The organism is Bordetella trematum, from assembly GCF_900078335.1.
Classification (GTDB): domain Bacteria; phylum Pseudomonadota; class Gammaproteobacteria; order Burkholderiales; family Burkholderiaceae_B; genus Bordetella; species Bordetella trematum.
The window spans coordinates 449,599-470,633 of sequence record NZ_FKBR01000019.1; the positions used below are offsets into that span (position 1 = coordinate 449,599).

General features: G+C 67.7%; 19 protein-coding genes. 13 read left to right on the forward strand and 6 right to left on the reverse strand.

Annotated features, from left to right (window positions below; all coding sequences use genetic code 11):
• Nucleotides 1–5 precede the first annotated feature (5 nt).
• The 8 genes from A7V84_RS10760 to A7V84_RS10795 all read left to right on the forward strand — a co-directional run bounded on the left by A7V84_RS10760 (nucleotide 6) and on the right by A7V84_RS10795 (nucleotide 8,589).
• Nucleotides 6–1,574 (forward strand): ABC transporter substrate-binding protein, encoded by a 1,569-nt coding sequence (locus A7V84_RS10760; protein WP_025512864.1) that lies wholly within the window; start codon nucleotides 6–8, stop codon nucleotides 1,572–1,574.
• Between the two features lie 25 nt (nucleotides 1,575–1,599).
• A complete protein-coding gene (locus A7V84_RS10765; protein WP_025512863.1) occupies nucleotides 1,600–2,535 on the forward strand; it encodes an ABC transporter permease in 936 nt (311 codons plus the stop codon).
• A gap of 11 nt (nucleotides 2,536–2,546) precedes the next feature.
• A complete protein-coding gene (locus A7V84_RS10770) occupies nucleotides 2,547–3,422 on the forward strand; it encodes an ABC transporter permease (protein ID WP_025512862.1) in 876 nt (291 codons plus the stop codon).
• Between the two features lie 8 nt (nucleotides 3,423–3,430).
• Nucleotides 3,431–4,432: an ABC transporter ATP-binding protein gene (locus A7V84_RS10775; RefSeq protein ID WP_025512861.1), complete on the forward strand. Its 1,002-nt coding sequence runs from the start codon at nucleotides 3,431–3,433 to the stop codon at nucleotides 4,430–4,432.
• Nucleotides 4,433–4,440: 8 nt separating this feature from the next.
• Nucleotides 4,441–5,394 carry an ABC transporter ATP-binding protein gene (locus A7V84_RS10780; RefSeq protein ID WP_025512860.1) on the forward strand — a complete coding sequence of 318 codons (954 nt, stop codon included), beginning with the start codon at nucleotides 4,441–4,443 and terminating at the stop codon, nucleotides 5,392–5,394.
• 66 nt (nucleotides 5,395–5,460) lie between these two features.
• On the forward strand, nucleotides 5,461–6,915 hold the full coding sequence (locus tag A7V84_RS10785) for an N-acyl-D-amino-acid deacylase family protein (RefSeq protein ID WP_025512859.1): 1,455 nt from the start codon (nucleotides 5,461–5,463) through the stop codon (nucleotides 6,913–6,915).
• Nucleotides 6,912–7,847 carry an N-carbamoyl-D-amino-acid hydrolase gene (locus A7V84_RS10790; RefSeq protein WP_025512858.1) on the forward strand — a complete coding sequence of 312 codons (936 nt, stop codon included), beginning with the start codon at nucleotides 6,912–6,914 and terminating at the stop codon, nucleotides 7,845–7,847. Before A7V84_RS10785 ends, A7V84_RS10790 begins: the two co-directional genes overlap by 4 nt.
• Before the next feature lie 82 nt (nucleotides 7,848–7,929).
• On the forward strand, nucleotides 7,930–8,589 hold the full coding sequence (locus A7V84_RS10795; protein WP_052125832.1) for a helix-turn-helix domain-containing protein: 660 nt from the start codon (nucleotides 7,930–7,932) through the stop codon (nucleotides 8,587–8,589).
• On the opposite strand, the gene A7V84_RS10800 is transcribed toward A7V84_RS10795, so the two are convergent.
• A complete protein-coding gene (locus tag A7V84_RS10800; RefSeq protein WP_025512856.1) occupies nucleotides 8,573–8,953 on the reverse strand; it encodes a DUF779 domain-containing protein in 381 nt (126 codons plus the stop codon). The genes A7V84_RS10795 and A7V84_RS10800 overlap by 17 nt on opposite strands.
• A gap of 45 nt (nucleotides 8,954–8,998) precedes the next feature.
• Entirely contained in the window at nucleotides 8,999–10,528 is a 1,530-nt protein-coding gene (adh, locus tag A7V84_RS10805; protein ID WP_025512855.1) for an aldehyde dehydrogenase, read from the reverse strand.
• A gap of 239 nt (nucleotides 10,529–10,767) precedes the next feature.
• Here adh and A7V84_RS10810 point away from each other — a divergent pair, with 239 nt between their 5' ends.
• A complete protein-coding gene (locus A7V84_RS10810) occupies nucleotides 10,768–12,549 on the forward strand; it encodes a sigma-54-dependent Fis family transcriptional regulator (RefSeq protein WP_033535421.1) in 1,782 nt (593 codons plus the stop codon).
• 3 nt (nucleotides 12,550–12,552) lie between these two features.
• Here the strand turns inward: A7V84_RS10810 and A7V84_RS10815 are convergent, their stop codons facing one another.
• Nucleotides 12,553–13,602: a cyclase family protein gene (locus A7V84_RS10815; RefSeq protein WP_025512853.1), complete on the reverse strand. Its 1,050-nt coding sequence runs from the start codon at nucleotides 13,600–13,602 to the stop codon at nucleotides 12,553–12,555.
• A 64-nt stretch (nucleotides 13,603–13,666) separates the two neighbouring features.
• Here A7V84_RS10815 and A7V84_RS10820 point away from each other — a divergent pair, with 64 nt between their 5' ends.
• The 4 genes from A7V84_RS10820 to A7V84_RS10835 all read left to right on the forward strand — a co-directional run bounded on the left by A7V84_RS10820 (nucleotide 13,667) and on the right by A7V84_RS10835 (nucleotide 18,093).
• Nucleotides 13,667–14,443: an IclR family transcriptional regulator gene (locus A7V84_RS10820; protein WP_025512852.1), complete on the forward strand. Its 777-nt coding sequence runs from the start codon at nucleotides 13,667–13,669 to the stop codon at nucleotides 14,441–14,443.
• Nucleotides 14,440–15,417, forward strand: coding sequence for a Bug family tripartite tricarboxylate transporter substrate binding protein (locus tag A7V84_RS10825; protein WP_025512851.1), 978 nt, complete (start codon nucleotides 14,440–14,442; stop codon nucleotides 15,415–15,417). Before A7V84_RS10820 ends, A7V84_RS10825 begins: the two co-directional genes overlap by 4 nt.
• A gap of 277 nt (nucleotides 15,418–15,694) precedes the next feature.
• Nucleotides 15,695–16,789 carry a branched-chain amino acid aminotransferase gene (locus A7V84_RS10830; RefSeq protein ID WP_025512850.1) on the forward strand — a complete coding sequence of 365 codons (1,095 nt, stop codon included), beginning with the start codon at nucleotides 15,695–15,697 and terminating at the stop codon, nucleotides 16,787–16,789.
• 233 nt (nucleotides 16,790–17,022) lie between these two features.
• On the forward strand, nucleotides 17,023–18,093 hold the full coding sequence (locus A7V84_RS10835) for a hypothetical protein (protein WP_033535577.1): 1,071 nt from the start codon (nucleotides 17,023–17,025) through the stop codon (nucleotides 18,091–18,093).
• Here the strand turns inward: A7V84_RS10835 and A7V84_RS10840 are convergent.
• The 3 genes from A7V84_RS10840 to A7V84_RS10850 all read right to left on the reverse strand — a co-directional run.
• Nucleotides 18,090–18,773: a DUF2894 domain-containing protein gene (locus tag A7V84_RS10840; RefSeq protein WP_052125829.1), complete on the reverse strand. Its 684-nt coding sequence runs from the start codon at nucleotides 18,771–18,773 to the stop codon at nucleotides 18,090–18,092. The genes A7V84_RS10835 and A7V84_RS10840 overlap by 4 nt on opposite strands.
• Nucleotides 18,760–19,413 (reverse strand): OmpA family protein, encoded by a 654-nt coding sequence (locus tag A7V84_RS10845; protein WP_025512847.1) that lies wholly within the window; start codon nucleotides 19,411–19,413, stop codon nucleotides 18,760–18,762. The genes A7V84_RS10840 and A7V84_RS10845 overlap by 14 nt, the downstream gene beginning before the upstream one ends.
• Nucleotides 19,410–21,035 (reverse strand): DUF802 domain-containing protein (locus A7V84_RS10850; protein ID WP_156508018.1); only part of this gene is annotated, 1,626 nt, incomplete at its 5' end. The genes A7V84_RS10845 and A7V84_RS10850, both read right to left, overlap by 4 nt.

Genomic DNA, 21,035 nt, shown 5'->3' on the forward strand with positions numbered 1-21,035 from the left:
CGATAATGATGAAACGATTGACGCTGCTGGCTGCGGCGGCCGCGATGCTGGCTGCCGGGGGGCAGGCGCTGGCCGAGGGCAAGACGCTGCGCGTGGTGCCGCATGCCGACCTGAAGACGCTGGATCCGCACTTCAACACCGCCTACATCACGCGCAACCATGGCTACATGGTGTTCGACATGCTGTTCGCGCAGGACAGCCAGGGCCGGGTGCAACCGCAGATGGTCGACACGTGGTCGCATTCCGAGGACGGCAAGCGCTGGGAATTCAAGCTGCGCCCGGGCCTGGCGTTCAGCGACGGCAATCCCGTGACGGCCGAGGACTGCGTCGCGTCGATCCAGCGCTGGGCCAAGAAGGACACCATGGGGCAGGCCCTGATGGCCGCGGGCGCCAAGTTCGAGGTCACCGGCCAGGACAGCTTCGTGCTGACCCTGGACGAGCCCTTCGGGCTGGTGCTGGAAGCCTTGTCCAAGCCCTCTGGCCTGCCGCCGTTCATCATGCCCAAGCGCCTGGCGGAAACGGATCCCAACACCCAGGTCACCGAGGTGGTGGGCTCGGGCCCCTTCCTGTTCAAGCGCGATGAATGGGTGCCGGGCAACAAGGTGGTCTACGTCAAGAACCCCGATTACAAGCCGCGCGCCGAGGCGCCGGACGGACTGGCCGGCGGCAAGAACGTGAAGGTCGACCGCGTGGAGTGGATCTACATTCCCGATGGCAATACCTCGACCGCGGCGCTGATGAACGGCGAAGTGGACATGGTCGAGCAGGTCGCGCCCGATTTCCTGCCGGTGGTCGAGTCCAACAGCGACATCCAGTTGACCCCGTCGGTGTCGACCCAGGGGATGGTGGTCATCAACTCCCTGCATCCTCCCTTCAATGACGAGCGCGCCCGCCAGGCGCTGTATCACCTGGTGAGCCCGGCGCAGATGCTCTCGGCCATGGGCTACAGCGAAAAATACCGCGTCGACGATTGCCGCACGATGTACATCTGCGGCTCGCCGCTGGCTACCGACGCCGGCTCGCAGGCTTATGGAAAGCAGGACTTCGAGCGAGCCAAGGCGCTGCTCAAAGAGGCGGGCTACAAGGGCGAGAAGGTCGTGGTGCTGCTGCCCTCCGACCACCTGAGCGCACCGGCCACCATGGTGCTGGGCCAGACCCTCAAGAAGGCCGGCGTCAACGTGGACATGCAGTCCATGGACTGGTCCTCGATGGCTTCGCGCCGCCTGAAGAAGGATGCGCCGGATCAGGGCGGCTGGAACCTCTTCCTGACCTGGGGCGGCTACTACGACGCCAGCACGCCCTTGACCAACCCGTGGCTGTCGGCGGCTTGCGGCAACAGTTTGCCGGGCTGGCCCTGCGACAAGGAGCTGGATGCCTTGCGCACTGCCTGGCTGCGTGAAACCGACGCCGACAAGCGCAAGGAGCTGGCGGCCCAGGTCCAGGCGCGCGCCTACCAGACCGTGCCCTACGTGATGTGGGGCGAGTTCAAGCCGGTCTTCGGCACGCGTGGGCTGAAGGACATCGGGCTGCTGCAAAGCGGCATTCCGGTGATGTGGAACATCGATAAGCCCTGAACGCCGGGCCCCAGGGGAAGTCAGCGTGAAATTTATTCTGCGCCGCATTGCGGCGGTCATACCCGTCATGGCGGTCGTCGCCGTGGTGGTGTTCCTTCTGATCCACATCTCGCCGGGCGATCCGGCAGCGGTGATCGCGGGTGACAACGCCACGGCCGAGGACGTCGAGAAAATCCGTCAGAACCTGGGGCTGGACAAGCCCCTGCTGCAGCAGTTCGGGATCTGGGTCGCCAACATCGTCACCGGCGATCTGGGCACCTCGATCTCGACCCAGATGCCGGTCTCGGAACTGATAGGCCAGCGTCTGGGGCCGACTTTCTCGATCGCGGTCTTCACCATGCTGTTCGCGGTGATCCTGGCCATTCCCCTGGGTGTGCTGGCGGCCTGGTTCGCCGGCCGCTGGATTGACCGGCTGGTGATGGTGATGGCGGTCTGCGCCTTCTCCGTGCCGGTGTTTCTGATCGGCTACAGCCTGGTCTACGGCTTTTCGATCAAGCTGGGCTGGTTGCCGGTGCAAGGTTACCGGCCGCTGGCCCAGGGCGTAGTGCCCTACCTGCGGCATCTGGTGTTGCCCTGCGTGTCGCTGGGCCTGGTGTACATGGCGCTGCTCACGCGCATGACGCGCACCACCATGCTGGAGGCGCTCTCGGAAGACTACATCCGTACGGCGCGCGCCAAGGGGCTGGCTCCGGGCGCGGTGATCTGGCATGCCCTCAAGAACGCCGCCAACCCCATCGTCACGACCATTGGCGTGGGCGTGGCGCTCTTGATCGGCGGCGTGGTGGTCACCGAGACGGTGTTCGCCATTCCGGGCCTGGGCCGTCTGACCGTGGATGCGGTGCTGCGCCACGACTACCCGGTCATCCAGGGCGTGCTGCTGGTCGCCTCGGGCATCTATGTCTTGATCAACCTGCTGGTCGACCTGAGCTACCGGCTCTTCGACCCGCGCATCCGCTACTGAACGGGGCCGCGATGACTGCTACTTCCCTGCCTGCCGACGCCAGGCGCGCGACCGGCCCCCGCTGGCTGCGCGCCCTGCGCCGACATCCGACGCTTTATCTCGGCGTGGCCATTCTTGCGCTGCTGGCGATCGTCGCCCTGGCCGCGCCCTGGCTGGCGCCCTACGACCCGCAGGAGATCGACCCGCTGGCGCGCATGAAACCGCCTTCGATGGAGCACTTTTTCGGCACCGACGCACTGGGCCGCGATGTGTACTCGCGCACCTTGTGGGGCGCGCGGGTATCGCTGCTGGTCGGCATCGCGGTGGCGCTGGTGGCCACCGCCATCGGCGTGCTGCTGGGCATGCTGGCGGGCTACTTCCGCCGTGTCGATGCGCTGATCATGCGTTTCATGGACGGCCTGATGGCCATCCCCGGCGTGCTGCTGGCCATTGCCCTGATGGCAACCCTCAAAGGGGGGCTGGGCACCGTGATCGTGGCCATCATCATTCCGGAGGTCCCGCGTGTGGTGCGACTGGTGCGGGCGCTGGTGCTGACGCTGCGCGAGCAACCCTATATCGAGGCGGCAGTGGCCAGCGGCACGCGCGTGCCGGCCATCCTGTGGCGCCACATTCTGCCCAACCTGTTTGCGCCGCTGATGGTGCAGGCCACCTTCATTGCCGCTTCGGCGATTCTGACCGAAGCCGTGCTGAGCTTTCTGGGTGTGGGCATTCCGCCGCAGATTCCCAGCTGGGGCAACATCATGGCCGAAGGCCGGAACTATGTGGCGGTGGCCTTTCACATCATTCTCTATCCCGGCCTGTTCCTGGGCGCTGCCGTGCTGGCGGTCAACCTGGTGGGCGACGGTCTGCGCGACATGCTCGACCCGCGCCTGGCCCGCAAACTGTAGGAACATCCATGGCGACCCATAACGATCCCGTACTGCGCGTGCGCGACCTGCGCACCTGTTTCGAGGGCGAAGACACCACCGTGGTGGCCGTCAATGGCCTGTCGTTCGATCTCATGCCGGGCGAAACCCTCGGCCTGGTGGGCGAGTCCGGTTGCGGCAAGAGCGTCACCTCGCTGTCGATCATGCGTCTGCTGCGCGCGCCCGGCCGGGTGGCCGGCGGCAGCATCGAGTTCGACGGCCGCGACCTGCTGGCCTTGCCCGAGCGGGTCATGCGCGATATCCGCGGCAATCAGTTGTCGATGATCTTCCAGGAGCCGATGACTTCGCTCAACCCGGTGTTCACCATCGGGCGGCAGATCAGCGAATCGCTTGTGCTTCACCAGGGCTTGTCGCGGCGCGAGGCGTTGGCGCAGGCGGTCAAGCTGCTGGAGCTGGTGCAGATCTCCGACCCCGCGCGGCGCGTCAACGAGTATCCCTTCCAGCTGTCGGGCGGCATGCGTCAGCGCGCCATGATCGCCATGGCGCTGGCCTGTCAGCCCAAGGTGCTGATCGCCGACGAACCCACCACGGCGCTGGACGTCACCATCCAGGCGCAGATCCTGCACCTGTTGCGCGATATCCAGGCGCGCCTGGGCACGGCCATCGTGCTCATCACCCACGATCTTGGGGTGGTGGCGCAGATGTGCCAGCGCGTCATCGTGATGTATGCCGGGCGCAAGGTGGAGGAGGGCAGCGTCGATGATGTGCTCGACCGTCCGCAGCATCCTTATACCCAGGCCCTGATCCGTTCGCTGCCCGCCTTCGTCGACGGGCAGGGCCACGATACCCGGCTGGCCGAATTGCCCGGCATCGTGCCGGTGATCACCCCGGCGTCGCGCGGCTGCGCGTTCGCGGCCCGTTGCGATCAGGCCCTGCCGCGTTGCAGCGAGCAGGAACCGCCGCCGGTCGAGGCCGGCGAGCGCCACCGCAGCTGGTGCTGGGCGCGCGTTGAATCGGTCCAGACCGCATGAAGAATCCTATGCAAACCCAGAATTCCAGTGAGCCGCTGCTGCAGGTCATCGGCCTGAAGAAGCACTTCGCCCTCGAGGGCGGGCGCGTGTTGCGCGCCGTTGACGGCGTGTCGCTGTCGGTGCCGCGCGGGCGCACCCTGAGCCTGGTGGGCGAGTCCGGCTGCGGCAAGTCGACCACCGGCAAGTGCCTCATCCGTCTGACCGACCCGACCGAAGGCCGCATCCTGCTCGAAGGCCGGGACCTGGCCGAGATGAAGGCGGCTGAATTGCGGCAGATGCGCCAGCGCATGCAGTTCATCTTCCAGGACCCGTTTTCCTCGATGAATCCGCGTATGCGGGTGCGCGACATCATCGGCGAACCCTTGCGCAATTTCGGCCATGACCGCGCCGCCATCCGCGCCCGCGTGGCCGAGCTGCTGGCGCGCGTGAGCCTGCGCCCGGATGCCGCCGAACGCTATCCGCACGAGTTCTCCGGCGGCCAGCGCCAGCGTATCGTGATCGCGCGCGCGCTGGCCCTGGACCCGGGCCTGATCGTCTGCGACGAGCCCGTCTCGGCGCTGGACGTCTCGGTGCAGGCGCAGGTGATCAATCTGCTGATGGATCTGCAGCGCGACATGGGCCTGACCTACGTGTTCATTTCGCACGACCTGAGCGTGGTGCGGCACATCAGCCATTATGTGGCGGTGATGTACCTGGGCCGCATCGTCGAGACCGGGCCGCGCGACGCGGTGTTCCAGCGTCCCGCCCATCCCTACACCCGCGCCCTGATGGCCTCGGCGCCCTCGGCGCGCGACCGTCAGCCGGCGCAGGTGCTCAAGGGAGAGATCCCCAGCCCGCTGTCGCCGCCGTCGGGCTGTGCGTTTCGAACCCGTTGCCCGATGGCGCAGCCGCGTTGCGCCGAAGTCGCGCCTTTGCCGCGCGAGGTGGCGCCCCAGCAGGAAGTGGCCTGCCATTTCGTTTGATACCCCGTGGCGCCCTGGCGCCTGAACCGCCGCAGCAGCCCTGCCGGCCTTTTTTCGGAGCACCCAATGTCCCAAGCAGCGAGTGAAGTCCTGGATTATGTTCTGGCCGGCGGTACGGTCATCGACGGCACCAATACCCCCGGGCGTCGCGCCGATGTGGGCGTGCGGGGCGATCGCGTGGTGGCCGTGGGCGACCTGAGCCAGGCCGCCGCGCGCGAGCGCATCGACGTCAGCGGCATGGTGGTCGCGCCAGGCTTCATCGACTCCCATACCCACGACGACAACTACCTGCTGCGCAAGCGCGACATGACACCCAAGATCTCCCAGGGCGTCACCACGGTGGTGACCGGCAATTGCGGCATCAGCCTGGCGCCGCTGGCCGATGCCGCGCCGCCGGCGCCTCTGGATCTGCTCGATGAGGGCGGCTCGTTCCGCTTCACGTCTTTTGCGGCCTATCTGCAGGCCCTGCGCGAAACGCCGGCGGCGGTCAATGCGGCCTGCATGGTGGGCCATTCGACCCTGCGCGCCGCGGTCATGCCCGAGCTGCATCGTCCGGCCAATGCCGGCGAAATCGATGCCATGCGCGCGCTGGCCGACGAGGCGCTGGCCAGCGGCGCCATCGGCATTTCCACCGGCACCTTCTATCCGCCCGCCGCCCAGGCCACCACCGAGGAGATCATTGAGGTCTGCCGTCCGCTGGCCGAGCACGGCGGCGTCTATGCCACCCACATGCGCGACGAGGGCGAGCACATCGTGGCGGCGCTGGAGGAGACTTTCCGCATCGGCCGCGAGCTCGACGTGCCGGTGGTCATTTCCCATCACAAGCTCGCGGGCAAACCCAATTTCGGTCGTTCCACGGAGACGCTGGCCATCATCGAACGGGCCATGACCGAGCAGTCGGTGTCGCTCGATGCCTACCCCTATGTGGCCGGCTCCACCATGCTCAAGCAGGACAGCGTGCTGTTGGCCGGGCGCACCCTCATTACCTGGTGCAAGCCTTTTCCCGAGCTGGCCGGGCGTGACCTGGATGAGGTCGCGGCCGAGCGCGGAAAATCCAAGTTCGACCTGGTGGCCGAACTGCAGCCGGCCGGGGCCATCTATTTCATGATGGACGAGGACGACGTGCAACGCATCCTGGCCTTCGGGCCGACCATGATCGGCTCCGACGGGCTGCCGCATGACGAGCGCCCGCATCCGCGCCTGTGGGGGACCTTCCCGCGGGTGCTGGGACATTACAGCCGCGACCTGGGGCTGTTCCCGCTGGAGACGGCGGTCTGGAAGATGACCGGCCTGACCGCCAGCCGCTTCGGCCTGGCCGAGCGCGGCGTGGTGCAGCCGGGCTTTTTCGCCGATCTGGTGGTGTTCGACCCCGAACAGGTGGCCGATGCGGCCACCTTCGACCGTCCCACCGAGCGCGCCGCGGGCATCCATTCGGTCTATGTCAATGGCGCGCCGGTCTGGCGCGAACAGGGGTTCACCGGCGAACACCCCGGCCGGGTGCTGAACTGGAGCGGACAATGAGCGCGCGCAAACTGCATCTTGCCGTGGCCCAGATGGGCCCGGTGCAGCGCAGCGACAGCCGCCAGCGCGTGGTCGCGCGGCTGCTCGAGATGCTGCGCGAGGCCCACAGCCGCGGCGCAACCTGGGTGACGTTCCCCGAGCTGGCGCTGACCACGTTCTTCCCGCGCTGGTCGATGGAGGATCCCGCCGAGGTCCACGCCTTTTTCGAAACCGAGATGCCGGGGCCGCTCACGCAGCCTCTTTTCGACGCGGCGCGGGCGCTGGGCGTGGGGTTTTATCTGGGCTATGCCGAGCTGGCTGGCGGGGTGCAGTACAACACCAGCATCCTGGTCGGGCGCGACGGCGGCATCGTCGGCAAGTATCGCAAGATCCATATTCCGGGCGAAGCCGCCACCCGCGAGGGCCAGGCCGTGCAGCATCTGGAGAAGAAGTACTTCGAAGTGGGCGACCTGGGCTTCCCGGTCTGGCAGACCCCCGATGCGGCCATCGGCATGTGCATCTGCAACGACCGCCGCTGGCCCGAGACCTATCGGGTGATGGGCCTGCAGCGCGTGGAGGTGGTGATGGTGGGCTACAACACGCCCTCCGGCTACACCCAATGGGATGAGCCCCTGCACCTGCGCATGCACCACCATCTGCTGTCGCTGCAGGCCGGCGCCTACCAGAATGCCTGCTGGGTCGCGGCGGCCGGCAAGGCCGGCGTGGAAGAGGGCAATCCCATGATCGGCGGATCCTGCATCGTCGCACCCACCGGGGAGGTGATGGTGCGGACCTTCTCCGAGGACGACGAGGTCATCAACTTCGTGTGCGATCTGTCGGCCAGCGAGAACTACCGCGCCAATATCTTTAATTTTGCGGCTCACCGGCGTCCGGAGCATTACGGGATGATCGTGTCCCGCAAGGGCGCCCAGGCACCCGATGGCGGCGCCTGAGGCCGGCAAAGTTACAATCTCGGCGGCGGCCCGGCCTCACCGGGCCGCCTTCCTGACCCACTCTTTGCTAGCGGAACATGCCATGGCTGCTGCCGACCCTTCCGTCTTGCCCGCGATCGTCGGCAAGGAAGAAATGGGCGCGCGTCTGCGCGCCGAGCGCAAGGCGCGCAAGATGACCCTGCAGGCGCTGTCGGATGCCTCCGGCATCGCCGTGTCGACCTTGTCCAAGGCCGAGCTGGGGCAGCTGGCGCTCAGTTATGAAAAATTCGCCGCGCTGGCGCGTGCGCTGGGCATCGAAATGACGCGCCTGTTCATGCCGTCGGGCTGCGCGCCGACTGCCGCCGCACCGACCTTCGTGAAGAACACGCTGGCCGACGTGCGCAACTACGTCACGGACAACTATCACTATCGCCTCATGATGGGCGACTTTCCCGGCAAGCAGATGATCCCCATGTGGGGCACCATCGACGCGCGTGCGGTCAACGAGTTCGATGACTACATCCGTCATCCGGGGCAGGAGTTCATCGTGGTGCTGTCGGGCAAGGTGCGCATCGCATTCGAGAACGGCGAACACGTGGATCTGGCCCGCCACGAGTCGGCCTACTTCGACAGCAGCCAGGGCCATGTCTATCTCAGCACCGGCCGTCGTCCGGCAGAGATCCTGGTGGTGTGCAGCAACGTCGACGCATTGCCGATCCGGCCCAGGCGCCCGATGCGGCGTCGCCTCACCCCGCGCGGCTGACGGGCGCCACGCGGGCCCACTCCGCGTCGCTGTACAGGCGCGAACGCAACAGGAAGCGGCGGCCTTCGGCGCTGTCCAGCGAGAAGGCGCCGCCACGTCCCTCGATGGCGTCGATGATGAGTTGCGTGTGTTCCCAGTAGGCGAACTGATCTTCGCCGATATAGAAGGGGCAGCCCTGCAGTTCGCCCAGCAGCAGGTCCGAGCTGCCCACCAGGAACTCGCCCAGCGGATAACACATGGGCGCGCTGCCGTCGCAGCAGCCGCCGGACTGGTGGAACATCAGCGGGCCGTGCTTGGCCTTGAGCGTGGCGATGAGATCGCGCGCGGCATCGGTGGCGACCACGCGCGGGGTGACATCAGTCATGGCGATCTCCGGGGGCGAAGGCCTTGCGGCCTTCGCCGTTCAGGGTCAGAAAAAGCCCAGCGCCTTGGGCGAATAGCTCACCAGCAGGTTCTTGGTCTGCTGGTAATGGTCAAGCATCATCTTGTGGTTTTCGCGGCCGATGCCCGACTGCTTGTAGCCGCCGAAGGCGGCATGGGCAGGGTAGGCGTGATAGCAGTTGGTCCACACCCGCCCGGCCTTGATGCCGCGCCCCAGGCGATAGCAGGTATTGATGTCGCGCGACCAGACGCCTGCGCCCAGCCCATAGAGCGTGTCGTTGGCCAGCGCGAGGGCGTCGTCGGCATCCTTGAAAGTCGTCACCGCCACGACCGGCCCGAAGATTTCCTCCTGGAAGATGCGCATCTTGTTGTGGCCCTTGAATACCGTCGGCTTGACGTAATAGCCTTCGGCCAGGCCGCCATCCGGCTGTGCGCGCTCGCCGCCGGCCAGCACCTGGGCGCCTTCCTGCTTGCCGATGTCCAGGTAGGAAAGGATCTTCTCTAGTTGCTCGGCCGAGGCCTGCGCGCCGATCATGGTGTCGGCATCCAGGGGGTTGCCCTGCTTGATGGCGGCCACGCGCTTGAGCGCGCGCTCCATGAAGCGGTCATAGAGCGATTCCTGGATCAATGCGCGGCTGGGGCAGGTGCAGACCTCGCCCTGGTTCAGCGCGAACATCACGAAGCCCTCTATGGCCTTGTCCAGGAAGGCGTCATCCTGCGCGGCCACGTCGGCAAAGAAGATGTTGGGCGATTTGCCGCCCAGCTCCAGCGTGACCGGGATGATGTTCTGCGACGCGTACTGCATGATGAGGCGGCCGGTGGTGGTCTCGCCGGTGAAGGCGATCTTGGCGATGCGCTTGTTGGAGGCGAGCGGTTTGCCGGCCTCCAGGCCGAAGCCCGTCACGATATTGAGCACGCCCGGCGGCAGGATATCGGCGATCAGGTCGGCCAGGATGAGGATGCCCAGCGGCGTCTGTTCGGCAGGTTTGAGCACCACGCAGTTGCCCGCCGCCAGAGCGGGCGCCAGTTTCCAGGCCGCCATCAGGATGGGGAAGTTCCAGGGGATGATCTGGCCCACCACGCCCAGCGGTTCGCGAAAGTGATAGGCGACGGTGTCGGCGTCGATTTCCGACAGGCCGCCCTCCTGGGCGCGGATGGCCGAGGCGAAATAACGGAAGTGGTCGATGGCCAGCGGAATATCGGCGGCGCGCGCCTCGCGGATGGGTTTGCCGTTGTCCCAGGTCTCGGCCGTGGCTAGGGTTTCGAGGTTGGCCTGCATCACGTCGGCGATGCGTTGCAGCATCTGGGCGCGTTCGGCCGCTGGCGTGGCGCCCCATCTGGGCGCGGCGCGGTGGGCTGCATCCAGGGCGGCTTCGATGTCGCGCTCGCCGGAGCGCGCATGACGCGACAGCAATTGGCCGGTGACCGGCGTGACGTTATCGAAGGTGGCGCCATCGGCGGCGGGCTGCCATTTGCCGCCAATGAAGTTGCCATACTCCGCCTTCAGGGCCAGGCGGGTGCCGTAGGTGGCGGGGGTGATGGGGGTGGCGTGGTTCATTGCTTGTCTCCGTATCCGGCTGTTGTGGGAATCGCCAGGGCGGCCGGTCGGGCCGGCCGCCTGCCTGTAAGGCTCAAGCAAATCCCGTGCCAGCTGTGGGGGTCGCATGGACAGCGCCGGGCTGCCGTGCGAAAGTAGGACAGCGTCATCGCGGCAACGGCCTGTGGCCCGGGCTGGGTGTCGCAATCCGCGACAGTGTCGCGCGACAGGCGTCGCAGAACGCCGGGCAAGGAGACATCATGGTCTATCGACAACGGGCGTTGAACCAGGCCCGCACTCTTTTTACCGAGCAGGGCATCGAGCCGGTCGGCCTGCTGGCCGATCCGCTGCTGCGGTCCTGGCGGCGCTGCGCCGAATCGGGCCTGGACATGCGCGCACGTCAGGCGCGCGACCCCCTGACCGATGCCGAGTTACGCCAGGCGCGTCAGCGCAACGAGGACCTGCGCGCCCGCGCGGCCGCGGCGATGGCCGCATTGCGCGGCCCCGGCCGGCTGCTCATCCTGACCGACGAGCAGGGGCTGGTGCTGGATTGCGAGGGCGACACCGGCTTTGCCGAGAAGGCTGCACGCGTGGCCCTGCTGCCGGGGGCGCATTGGGGCGAGGAAGCTGCCGGCACCAATGCCATCGGCACGGCCCTGGCCGAGGGCCGTTCGCTCGTGGTGCGCGGCGGCGAGCACTACCTTGAGGCCAACCGCATCCTGACCTGCAGCGCGGTGCCGATTTTCGACAGCCTGGGGCGGGTGCGGGGCGTGCTGGACCTCTCCCACCCTGCCGCGCAGGCCAGCGCCGAGTCGCTGGCCGCCTTGCGCGCAGCGGTTGCCCGCATCGAGCGCGCCTTGTTTCAGGCCGCCCACGGCGACCACGAGGTCTTGCGATTGCAGGCGGGCGATCACGAGGCCTGGCTGGCCTTTGACGGGCCGCGGCTGGTGGGGGCCGACCGCGATGCGCGGGCGCTGCTGGCGCTGGACCGTTCGGCTATCGGCGCGCTGCGCTATGGCGATCTGTTCGACGGCGAACCCCGGGACGGCCAGGCACGCACGCGCCAGGGTCGGCTGCTGCGCCTGTGTGATCCGCTGCCAGCGGCGCGCCGGCAGTCCGCCGTGCCTGCGCCGCCCCGGTCCGCGCCCCGGCCGGATAGGGCGACCGGCGAGCCGGCCGGCTGCTTCGAGGCCGCGACGCTGGCTGCGCTGGCCCGGGCCGTTCATCTGAGCGACGCCGGCGTGGCGGTGCTGCTGCAAGGCGAGACCGGCACCGGCAAGGAGGTTTTCGCGCGCGCCCTGCATGCCCGCAGTGCGCGTGCTGGCGGCCCCTTCGTGGCTGTCAATTGTGCGGCTTTGCCCGAAAGCCTCATCGAGGCGGAACTGTTCGGCTATGAAGAGGGCGCATTCACCGGCGCGCGCCGTCAAGGCAGCAAAGGGCTGCTGCGCCAGGCGCAGGGCGGGACTTTGTTCCTCGATGAAATCGGCGACATGCCCCTGCCGCTGCAAGCCCGCCTGCTGCGCGTGCTGCAGTCTCGCGAAGTGGCGCCGCTGGGTGCCGGCCGGCCTGTCGCGGTGGACTTCGCGCTGGTCTGCGCCACCCACCGTCCGCTGGCGCGCGGGCCTGGGCAGGCGCCGCTGCGCGATGACCTCTATTACCGGATTGCCGAATACACCGTGGCGTTGCCGCCGTTACGCGAGCATCACGATCGCCTGGCGCTGTTGCGCCGGATGTGGGGGGAGGGCGAGGCGCTGCCGCCGGCCATCGAAGCCGAGCTGGCCGCCTACGATTGGCCGGGCAATTACCGCCAGCTCGATGCGGTGCTGCGCACCCTGCGCGTGCTGGCGCGCGCCAGCGGCGGCATCGAACGCGACATGCTGCCGGCCGAGATCCGCCAGGCGGCGCCGCCCGGGCCGGCGCTGCGCGAGCAGGCCGATGCCGCCATCGAGGCGGCACTGCGGGCGCACGGCGGCAACGTCAGCCGTGCCGCGCGCGCACTGGGCGTGCACCGCAGCACCCTGTACCGGCGGCGCGTGCACTGAAGGCTAGACCGTGGCCACCGGGGTGGCCGGCGAGCCGACGGCGCCCGGCAGGTTCAGCGGCGGGGCGGTCAGCAGGAAGTGATGGCGACCGTGCTCGGCCAGCCAGCGCGCCAGCTTGCCCAGATACCACATCTCGCCGATGGGCATGCCCAGCTTGAAGATGCAGTGATGGTGCAGCGGCAGGGCGGCGCAGCAGGCGTTGGGCTTCTGGGTCGGATAGATTTCCAGCGCATGGTTGTCCGACGCCATGGCGGCCACCTGGCTGTCGCTGATCCATTGCAGCAGCTTCTCGTCGCTGCCATCCAGGCCGGCGGCGACCCGATGCATCTCGTGCTCGTCGGGCTGGCGGTTCTGCTCCAGGAGCCAATCGCCGAATTCGGTATGGAACAGCAGGATGTCGCCGCGCCCGATCTCGATCTTGTCGGCATCCAGGATGCGCATCAGGTCGTCGTAGCCCACCGACTTGGCGCTGCGGCCGTAGTGGCGTGCCAGGTCGATCATCACGCCGCGCGTCTGCAGGCAGGATTCGGCCAGCTGGGTGATGTCCAGCTTCTTGGCATTGGAGGCCACGCCCTGGCCCAGGTCGGTTTTGGCGAAACCCTGGTCGACGTCATAGTCGACCGGGCCGACGATATCGTCGTTGGGGCGGAAACCGTTGTAGTAGACACGCTCGGGCAGACCGTCGCCGTTGGCGTCGAACAGGGCGCCCACGTGAGCCAGCGAATCCCACTGGGTCGAGTACTGCAGGCTCATCTCGACGATGTCATCGCTCAGCACGTCGACGCAGCCCGGACGCAGCCGCCCGAGCGGGAAGTTCAGATAGAAGTCGCCGTCGCGCTCGGTGGGACGCAGCTTGGGCGGATGACGCCGCACGTTGACTGCGTTGCCGCCCGGATAGTCCAGCGGCAGCGACAGGCAGAAGCTCAATCCTTCCTTGACCTCTCGTATACCCTTCAGGACATTTTCGGGCGTGATGTAGTTCAGGCACCCGCGCTGATCGTCGGGGCCGAAGTCCCCCCAGTTAGATCCTTCGGGACGATTTTTCCAACGCATACGTCATGACTCCTTGTGGTCGTGGGATTTGACTCAACTTTATCATGTATAGGATACTTTCATCATGGACGTGAAAACAGCCGGCCGTGTGCTAGACGTGCTCAACCTCTTTGCCGAGGAGCAGAAACCTCTGCTCTACAGCGAAATCGCCGCCCAGATGCAGATTCCGCTGTCCAGCTGCCATGGGCTCCTGAAGACCATGGTGGCGCGCGGCTATCTGTATGAGATCGGCAAGAAACTGGGTTATTACCCGACCCAGAAGCTGATGCACGTGGCCAGCCTGATCTGCCATGCAGACCCCCTGAATGCCTTGCTGGCGCCCTTGCTGGATCAGGTGCGCAACCTGACCGGCGAGACCGCCATCCTGGCCAAGCTGGCCGACTCGCAGGTGGTTTACCTGATCGTGGCCGAGTCCCGCCAGACAATCCGTTTCAGCCATCAGCCGGGCGGATTCAAGGCGGTGCACGCCACCAGTTCGGGCAAGGCGCTGCTGGCCATGCTGAGCCCGGCCGAGCGGCAGAAGTGGCTGCAAGGCTACGGCGAGCTGCAGGCCTATACCGAGCGCACGCTGGCTTCACGCCAGGCCCTGCTGGATGACCTGAACGAAGGTGTGCAGCGCGGCTGGCAGCGCTCGGTAGGCGAGCACGTCGAGGACGTCATGTCGCTGTCGCTGGGGTTCCGGGCGTTTGAACAACCGTTTGCCATTGTGGTGGCCGGCCCGCTGGGCCGCATGCTGAAGAACGAAGCCACCATCGGGCGCCAACTGGAGGAGGTCAAGGCCTGGCTTGCCCAGGCGCTGCCCTCGGCCAACTTAACTTTTCTGGAAGGAAGCAGTAGATGAACAAGCGTAAGTTTCTTGTGACGGCGTGCGCGGCAGCCCTGCTGGCCGGTTCGCCGCTGACGGCGGCGGTGGCGGGCGACTACCCCGACAAACCCATCCGCGTGATCATGCCCTGGGCGCCGGGCGGCCCGACCGATGTGGTCGGCCGCGTGATCGCCGTGCAGATGGGCGAGATCCTGGGCCAGCCCCTGGTGATCGAAAGCCGCCCGGGCGCCAGCGGCACCATCGGTGCGGCCACGGTGTCCAAGTCGCCGGCCGATGGCTACACCCTGCTGATGAACCCGTCGGTGCAGGGCATCTATCCGGCCCAGTTCAAGTCGCTGTCTTTCGACCCGATCAAGGACTTCCGCATGGTCGGCGTGCTGGGCACGGTACCCATGGTCGCCGTGGTGCCGGCCGACTCCCGTTTCAAGGACTTCGCCGAGCTGCTGAAGTACGCCCAGGCCAACCCGGACAGCCTGTCGTTCGCCTCGCCCGGCGTGGCGACCCTGCCGCATCTGGTGGGCGAGCTGATCAACTCCACCGCCAAGACCAAGATCGCCCACGTGGGCTATCGCGGCAGCAGCCCGGCCCTGACCGACGTGGCCGGCGGGCACGTGGATGTGATGTATGCGCCGCTGGCGCCGGCCCTGCCGCTGATCGAAAGCGGCCGCGTCAAGCCGCTGGCCGTGACCACCAAGGAACGGCTGGCCGAACTGCCGCAAGTGCCCACCCTGCATGAAACCGTGCTGCCGGACTTCGACATCGTCACCTGGTACGGTCTCTGGGCCCCCAAGGATACGCCCGATGCCGTGATCGAGAAGCTGAACCAGGTCATGGTGCAGGCTGCGCAATCGCCCAAGGTGGTCGAGGCGCTGAAGTCGCAGGGCACCTTGCCCAGCGCCATGAGCCCGCAGGAGGCCGAGGCTTTCAACCTGGCCGAGAGCAAGCGCTGGATCAAGGTCATGCAGGACGCCGGTATCCAGCCGGAATAAACCTGCAGCCGGGCCTGGCCCGGTGATCGTTTGCGCGTGCCGCAGGCCCTCCGACGGCGCGGCGAGGCTGGCGAAGCCCCCGCGTCCGGTAGCCCATGCCGGGTCTGCCACGCGTTTTTTATCCTGGCCCCGGGCCGGGGCGGTCTGCACGGCCGCCCCGGCCCGGCGCATTTGCGGACGCGCCATGCTTTCTGGGGCCGGGATATTGGCGTTATCCTTGCCGGCATTACCTTCGCGCGACACTCCGTTCGCCATACCCTGACTGCTGGAGACAACAATGAGTCAAGACAAGCCCACCATCCTGATCGAGCGGCGTGCGGATGCCGTCGCGCCGGCCGAACGCGAGCGTCTGTTGCAGGACCCCGGGTTTGGGCGCATCTTTACCGACCACATGGCCACTATCCGCTTTCATCCCGAGCGCGGCTGGCATGACGCCAAGGTGGTGGCCCGCAGCGAATTCGCGCTCAATCCCTCGGCGCTGGTGCTGCACTATGCCCAGGAAATCTTCGAAGGCATGAAGGCCTATCGTCTGCCCGACGGCGGCGCCACCCTGTTCCGCCCCGACGCCAACGCGCGCCGCTTCCGCAGTTCGGCCGCCCGCATGGCCATGGCCGAGCTGCCCGAAGATCTGTTCATCGCTTCGGTCGAGGCGCTGGTGCGCACCGACAGCGACTGGATCCCGTCGGCCGATGGCGCGTCGCTCTACCTGCGCCCCTTCATGATCGCCACGGAAGTGGCCCTGGGCACGAAGCCGTCGGCCGAGTACCTCTACGCCGTGATCGCCTCGCCGGTGGGCGCCTACTTCAAGGGCGGCGCCGCGGCCGTGACCATCTGGGTCTCCGACAACTACACGCGCGCGGCGCCTGGCGGCACGGGCGCCGCCAAGTGCGGCGGCAACTATGCGGCCAGCCTGCAGGCCCAGGCCGAAGGCGCACGCGAAGGCTGCGACCAGGTGGTCTTCCTGGATGCCGTCGAACGCCGCTGGATCGAAGAGCTGGGCGGCATGAACGTGTTCTTCGTGTTTGCTGACGGTTCGCTGCAGACCCCGCCCCTGACCGGCACCATCCTGCCGGGCATCACCCGCGACTCCCTCATCACGCTGGCGCGCGACATGGGCCTGACGGTGCGCGAGGAGCCGTACTCCATCGACCAGTGGCAGGCCGATGCCAAGAGCGGCAAGCTGACCGAGTCGTTTGCCTGCGGCACGGCTGCCGTGGTCACGCCCATCGGCCACGTCAAGGGTCGCAAGCACGCCTTCACCATCGGTGACGGCAAGCCCGGCGCGGTGACAGAGCGTCTGAAGGCCGCCCTGCAGGATATCCAGCGCGGTCGCGCCGAAGACAAGCACGGCTGGCTGCACAAGCTGGGCTGATCGGCCGGCGACTCCGTACGCAGCCCGCCCGCAGGCGGGCTGCGGTTTTTCCGGGCCGCCAGTCGGCCCGGCATCATTGTCACGCGGTATGGCCGTGCAAAGCTGGCCGTTTCCGCCCGCGGCCCCGGCGCATGCCAGCCGGCTCATCCATCCCCGACTCCCGGCGCTCTTGAACACGGCGCGCCAGGCCCGGTCGCCGCAGGGTGTGCATGGGGCGGCGGTATCATGCCGGCATGATTCCTATCGCCGTTCCCTCCCTCTGGTTTTATCTCCTGCCCTTGCTGACCTGGCCGGCGCTGCTGGCGCTGGCGGTATGGGCGGTGGGCTTGTGGCGGCGTCCGGGCTGGCGGGCCAGGCTGCGTGCGCATCCCTTGCGCGCGCTGCTGTTGTTTCTGCCCCTGGCCTGGATCGCCGTCCAGGGCCTGCGGTTCTACTACTTTCTCTGGGAGTTCGAGCGCGAGCAGGCCCTGATCGAGGCCCAGCGCCACATCGTGCTGGACGAGGCGCGTGAGCTGCATGGGCTGGCGATGCCTGCCGGTACTGCCCTGACGCTGCGGCGCGAAGGCCGGCCCGAAAGCTTCATCGAGGCGCGTTTTCCGGCGCCGGTCCTCATCGAGGGCCTGCAGGTCGGGCGGCTGCAGCGCCACGTGTCCTCGCGCTACGACCCCAAGACCTATGACGAAACCGGCTTCGACTGGAACAGCCTGATCGTCTATGGCGAAGACGCACAGCCGGTGCAGGGCTGGCTGTGCGACAGCAGCCAGGGAGTGGGGTTCGAGCCCGATGAGGCCGGGCTGCCGCGCTTCGAGCGTTGCATCCTCGCGCCGGGCAATGAGGGCGCGCTGGCGCAGGCTGGCGTCGAACTGCGCGCCAGCACCGGGCTGGTCTATATCGACGGGCATGTGGATCCCGATCGCTGGACGCTGCGCTGGCAGGACGGCGCCCTGCTGTCCTTGCAGGGCATGTGGCTGGCCGGGGCCAGCCTGCGACTGGATGCGCAACGGGATTTCTATGCCCTGGACGCCGGCGCGCTGGTCTGCCCGTACCGGCTGGGGCCCATGGCGTATCCGGCCGGCACCCGGGTGAAGACCGTCGCACGTGAGGAGCCGGGCCGGCCCTGGGTTTTCCGCGCCCCGCCTGAGACGCCTGCCCGCCAGGATGGTCACGGCGATGTCGACGCCAGCCAGGGCGTGATTCAGGATGCCGGGGGCCAGGTGATCAGAATCGCTCCGGCCGCCTCTCTCGGTTTGTTCGACAGGATGCAACTGGGCGATCCGCCGCCGCGTCCTGCCTGCCCGCGTTAGCGCTCGCCGCCCGCTTCATCGGGCGCCGCTTCGGCGACGGTCTTGCGCGGCTTGCGGGGTTTCGCCGCTGCCTTGGCGGCCGGCTTGCCGGCGTTTTTGGCGCCGGGCTTGCCGTCCCGGGCCGGGGCGCCGGGCGCCGGGCTCATCCGCTCCAGCCAGGCCAGGGTCTCTCCGTACACCATGAAGTGATGCAGGTAATCGGGCGATAGCTCGCGCATGTGCGTCAGGGCGCGCAGCACCACATGGTCGGAATTCAGCGGGCCGGCGTTTTCGGGCAGTTGTTCGATGGACTGGCGCAGCTGTCTTTCGGCGTTCAGGCGGCCCCAGATCGCGCGCACTTCGTCCAGCAAGGGCAATTCGGGATAGGCCAGGCTGCCGTCGTCAGGGGCGTCCTGCAGCACGGCGCGCGCCCGGGCGTGCGCCAGAAGATCGGTGAGCGGGCCGGGGGCGCCCGGCCGGGCGGGCCGCAGGGCGGTGTCGGCTTGCAGCCGTTGCGCATGGCGCTCAAGCTGCGCCTGCAGGCGCGCCTGCACGGCTTGGCGGGCGCTGCCCTGCAGTGTCGGCAGGCGTCGCGCCAGGGCCTGCATGAGGGCGAAGGCGGCCGGGTCCGGCGCCTGTGCCTGCTGCGCCTGCCACTGCTCCAGCTGTTGCGTTGGCGAGAGGGATTCAGGGTTGTCCATGCGGGCTTTCCTGGCCGTTGCTCAGGCGCGGCACCGGCGCGATCTCGACCCGCCGGTTCTGGGCCTGGCCGTCGGCGTCCTCGTTGGAGGCCACGGGCTGCTCGGCGCCGAACGCCGCGGCGAAGACCAGGCGCGACGGCACGCCGGCCTCGATCAGCGCACGGGTGACGGTCAGCGCGCGCTGCGCCGAGAGCTCCCAGTTGTCGGCAAAACGCCGGTTGTGCTCGCTGATGGGGCGGTCGTCGGTAAAGCCGCTGACCATCAGGATTTCGTCCCGGCTTTGCAGATAGCGCGTCAGCGGCTCGACCAGGCTGTCGAGGACTTCGCGCCCTTCGGGTTGCAGGCGGTCGGAGTTCAGCGCGAACAGGACGCTGCCGCTGATGCCGATGCGGCCGTCGACCAAGGTGACGCGGCCGGCCGCCAGCGGCGCGGCCAGCGCCTGCTCCAGGGTTTCGCGACGCTGGGTTTCGGCCTGGCGTTCGCGCACTTCTTCTTCGAGCTTGGCGGACAGCTGCAATTGAACGCCGACCGTCCCGACCAGGATGAGCACGAACGCGCCCAGCAGCACCGACATCAGGTCGCCGAAAACGGCCCAGGCCGGGGTCGGGTTCTGTACGCCGTGGTCCAGGTCGTCGTTCATGCCGCGTCGCCGCCTTCACGCTTGATCTGTTGCAGTTCCTGCAGGATCTGTTTCTGCGACAGCATGGACAGATCCACCACCTCACGTGCCTGCGCCACGTAATAGGCCAGCTGCTCGTCGCTGCGGGCCAGCGACTGGCCCAGCGCGCCCTCGATGCGTTCGAGTTGGATCAACAGTTTTTCATTGGCCTGACCGAAGTGCGCGACGGCTGCGCCGAAAGCCTCGCCCAGGCTGGCGACCTCGACCGCGGCCCCCTCGATCTGGCCCGCCGTCTCGTTCAGTTGGCGGGCCTTGTCTTCCACCTGGGCGGCGAATTGTTCGCTGGCGCGTCCCATCAGTTCGGCCGAAGCGGCCACCAGCGCGTCGATGGCCTGGCGTTGTTCGCCGCTGGCATGGTTGATGGCGGCCAGCAAGGTGTCCACGGTCTGCAGCAGATGGCCGCGCTCCTGCAGCATCGCGTTGTCGCGCGCCAGGCTGTCGCTGAGCTGCTGGCGCAGTTCCGCGAGCATTTCGGTGGCGGCCTTGGGAGCCTGCGAGGCGGCTTCCAGCAGGCGTTCGATTTCGCCGATGGTCTGGCGCGACTGGTGTTCGGCCTGGGTGGTGATGTCATGCACGGCGGCGGCGAAACGATCGCAGATTTCCTGCTGGCGCGCCAACGTGCGGGTGCCGGTGTCTTCCCATTCGGTGCGCAGCGCAGCGGCCACGCCGGCCAGGGACGTTGTCCAGGCCGACAGGCGCGCCTCATCGCGGGCGGCCAGTTCGCCGTGCAGACGTCCGTGAGCCTGGTCGACGGTGGCCAGCAAAGCCTGCGACTGTTCGGCAAAGCGATCTGCGTTGGCTTGCTGCGCCAGTTGCTGGGCTTGCAGCAGCGCCTGCCCCGCGGCTTCGTGGCGCGCCAGCGCCTGCTGCCAAAGCTCGGCCAGCTGGCCGGCGCTCTGGTCCATGCGGGCCGCGATCTCGGCGGCCATCTCGGCCGAACGCGCGGCAAAAGCCTGGGTGTGAGCTTGCAGCGCGTCGCGCTGAGTCTCGGCCTGGGCCTGCTGGGTCTGTTGCTGCGCCTGCAGGGCAGCATGCCAGTCCTGCAGGGCGCCGGCGGTGCCTTCGGCCACGGCGCGGGCCGTGCCGTCCAGGCGGGCGCTCATGTCCGTCAGCAGGCTGGCCGATCGCTGTTCGAAATCGGCGGCGACCTGCGCCAGGGCCTGAGCCATCCGGTCGGTCAGCGCGCCTTGGTTCTGTTGTTGTTCCTGCAGCGCCTGCTGCCAGCTGTGCAAGGCCTCCTGCACCTGGCCGGACACCGTGGCGGCGCTGTCATCCAAGCGTTGCGCCACGCGCTGCACCAAAGCCTGCGAACGCTCCTCGAACTGGTTGCCAAAGCGCGCCAGCGCGCCTTCCAGGGCCTCGGCCTGCGCCTGCTGGGCGGTCTGCTGGCTGTCCAGCGCCTGGCGCCAGTGGCCCGTCATGGCGGCCGTGGCGGCGGCGATCTGTGTCGTGCTGTCGCTCAGCTGGCTCGACACCGTGCCGACCAGAGCGCTCGTGCGGGCGTCGAAGCCGCTGGCGAACTCTTCCAGCGTGCCGCGCAGGTCCTGGTTGAGGCTCTGGTGGGCGGCCTGCTGCGCGGCCAG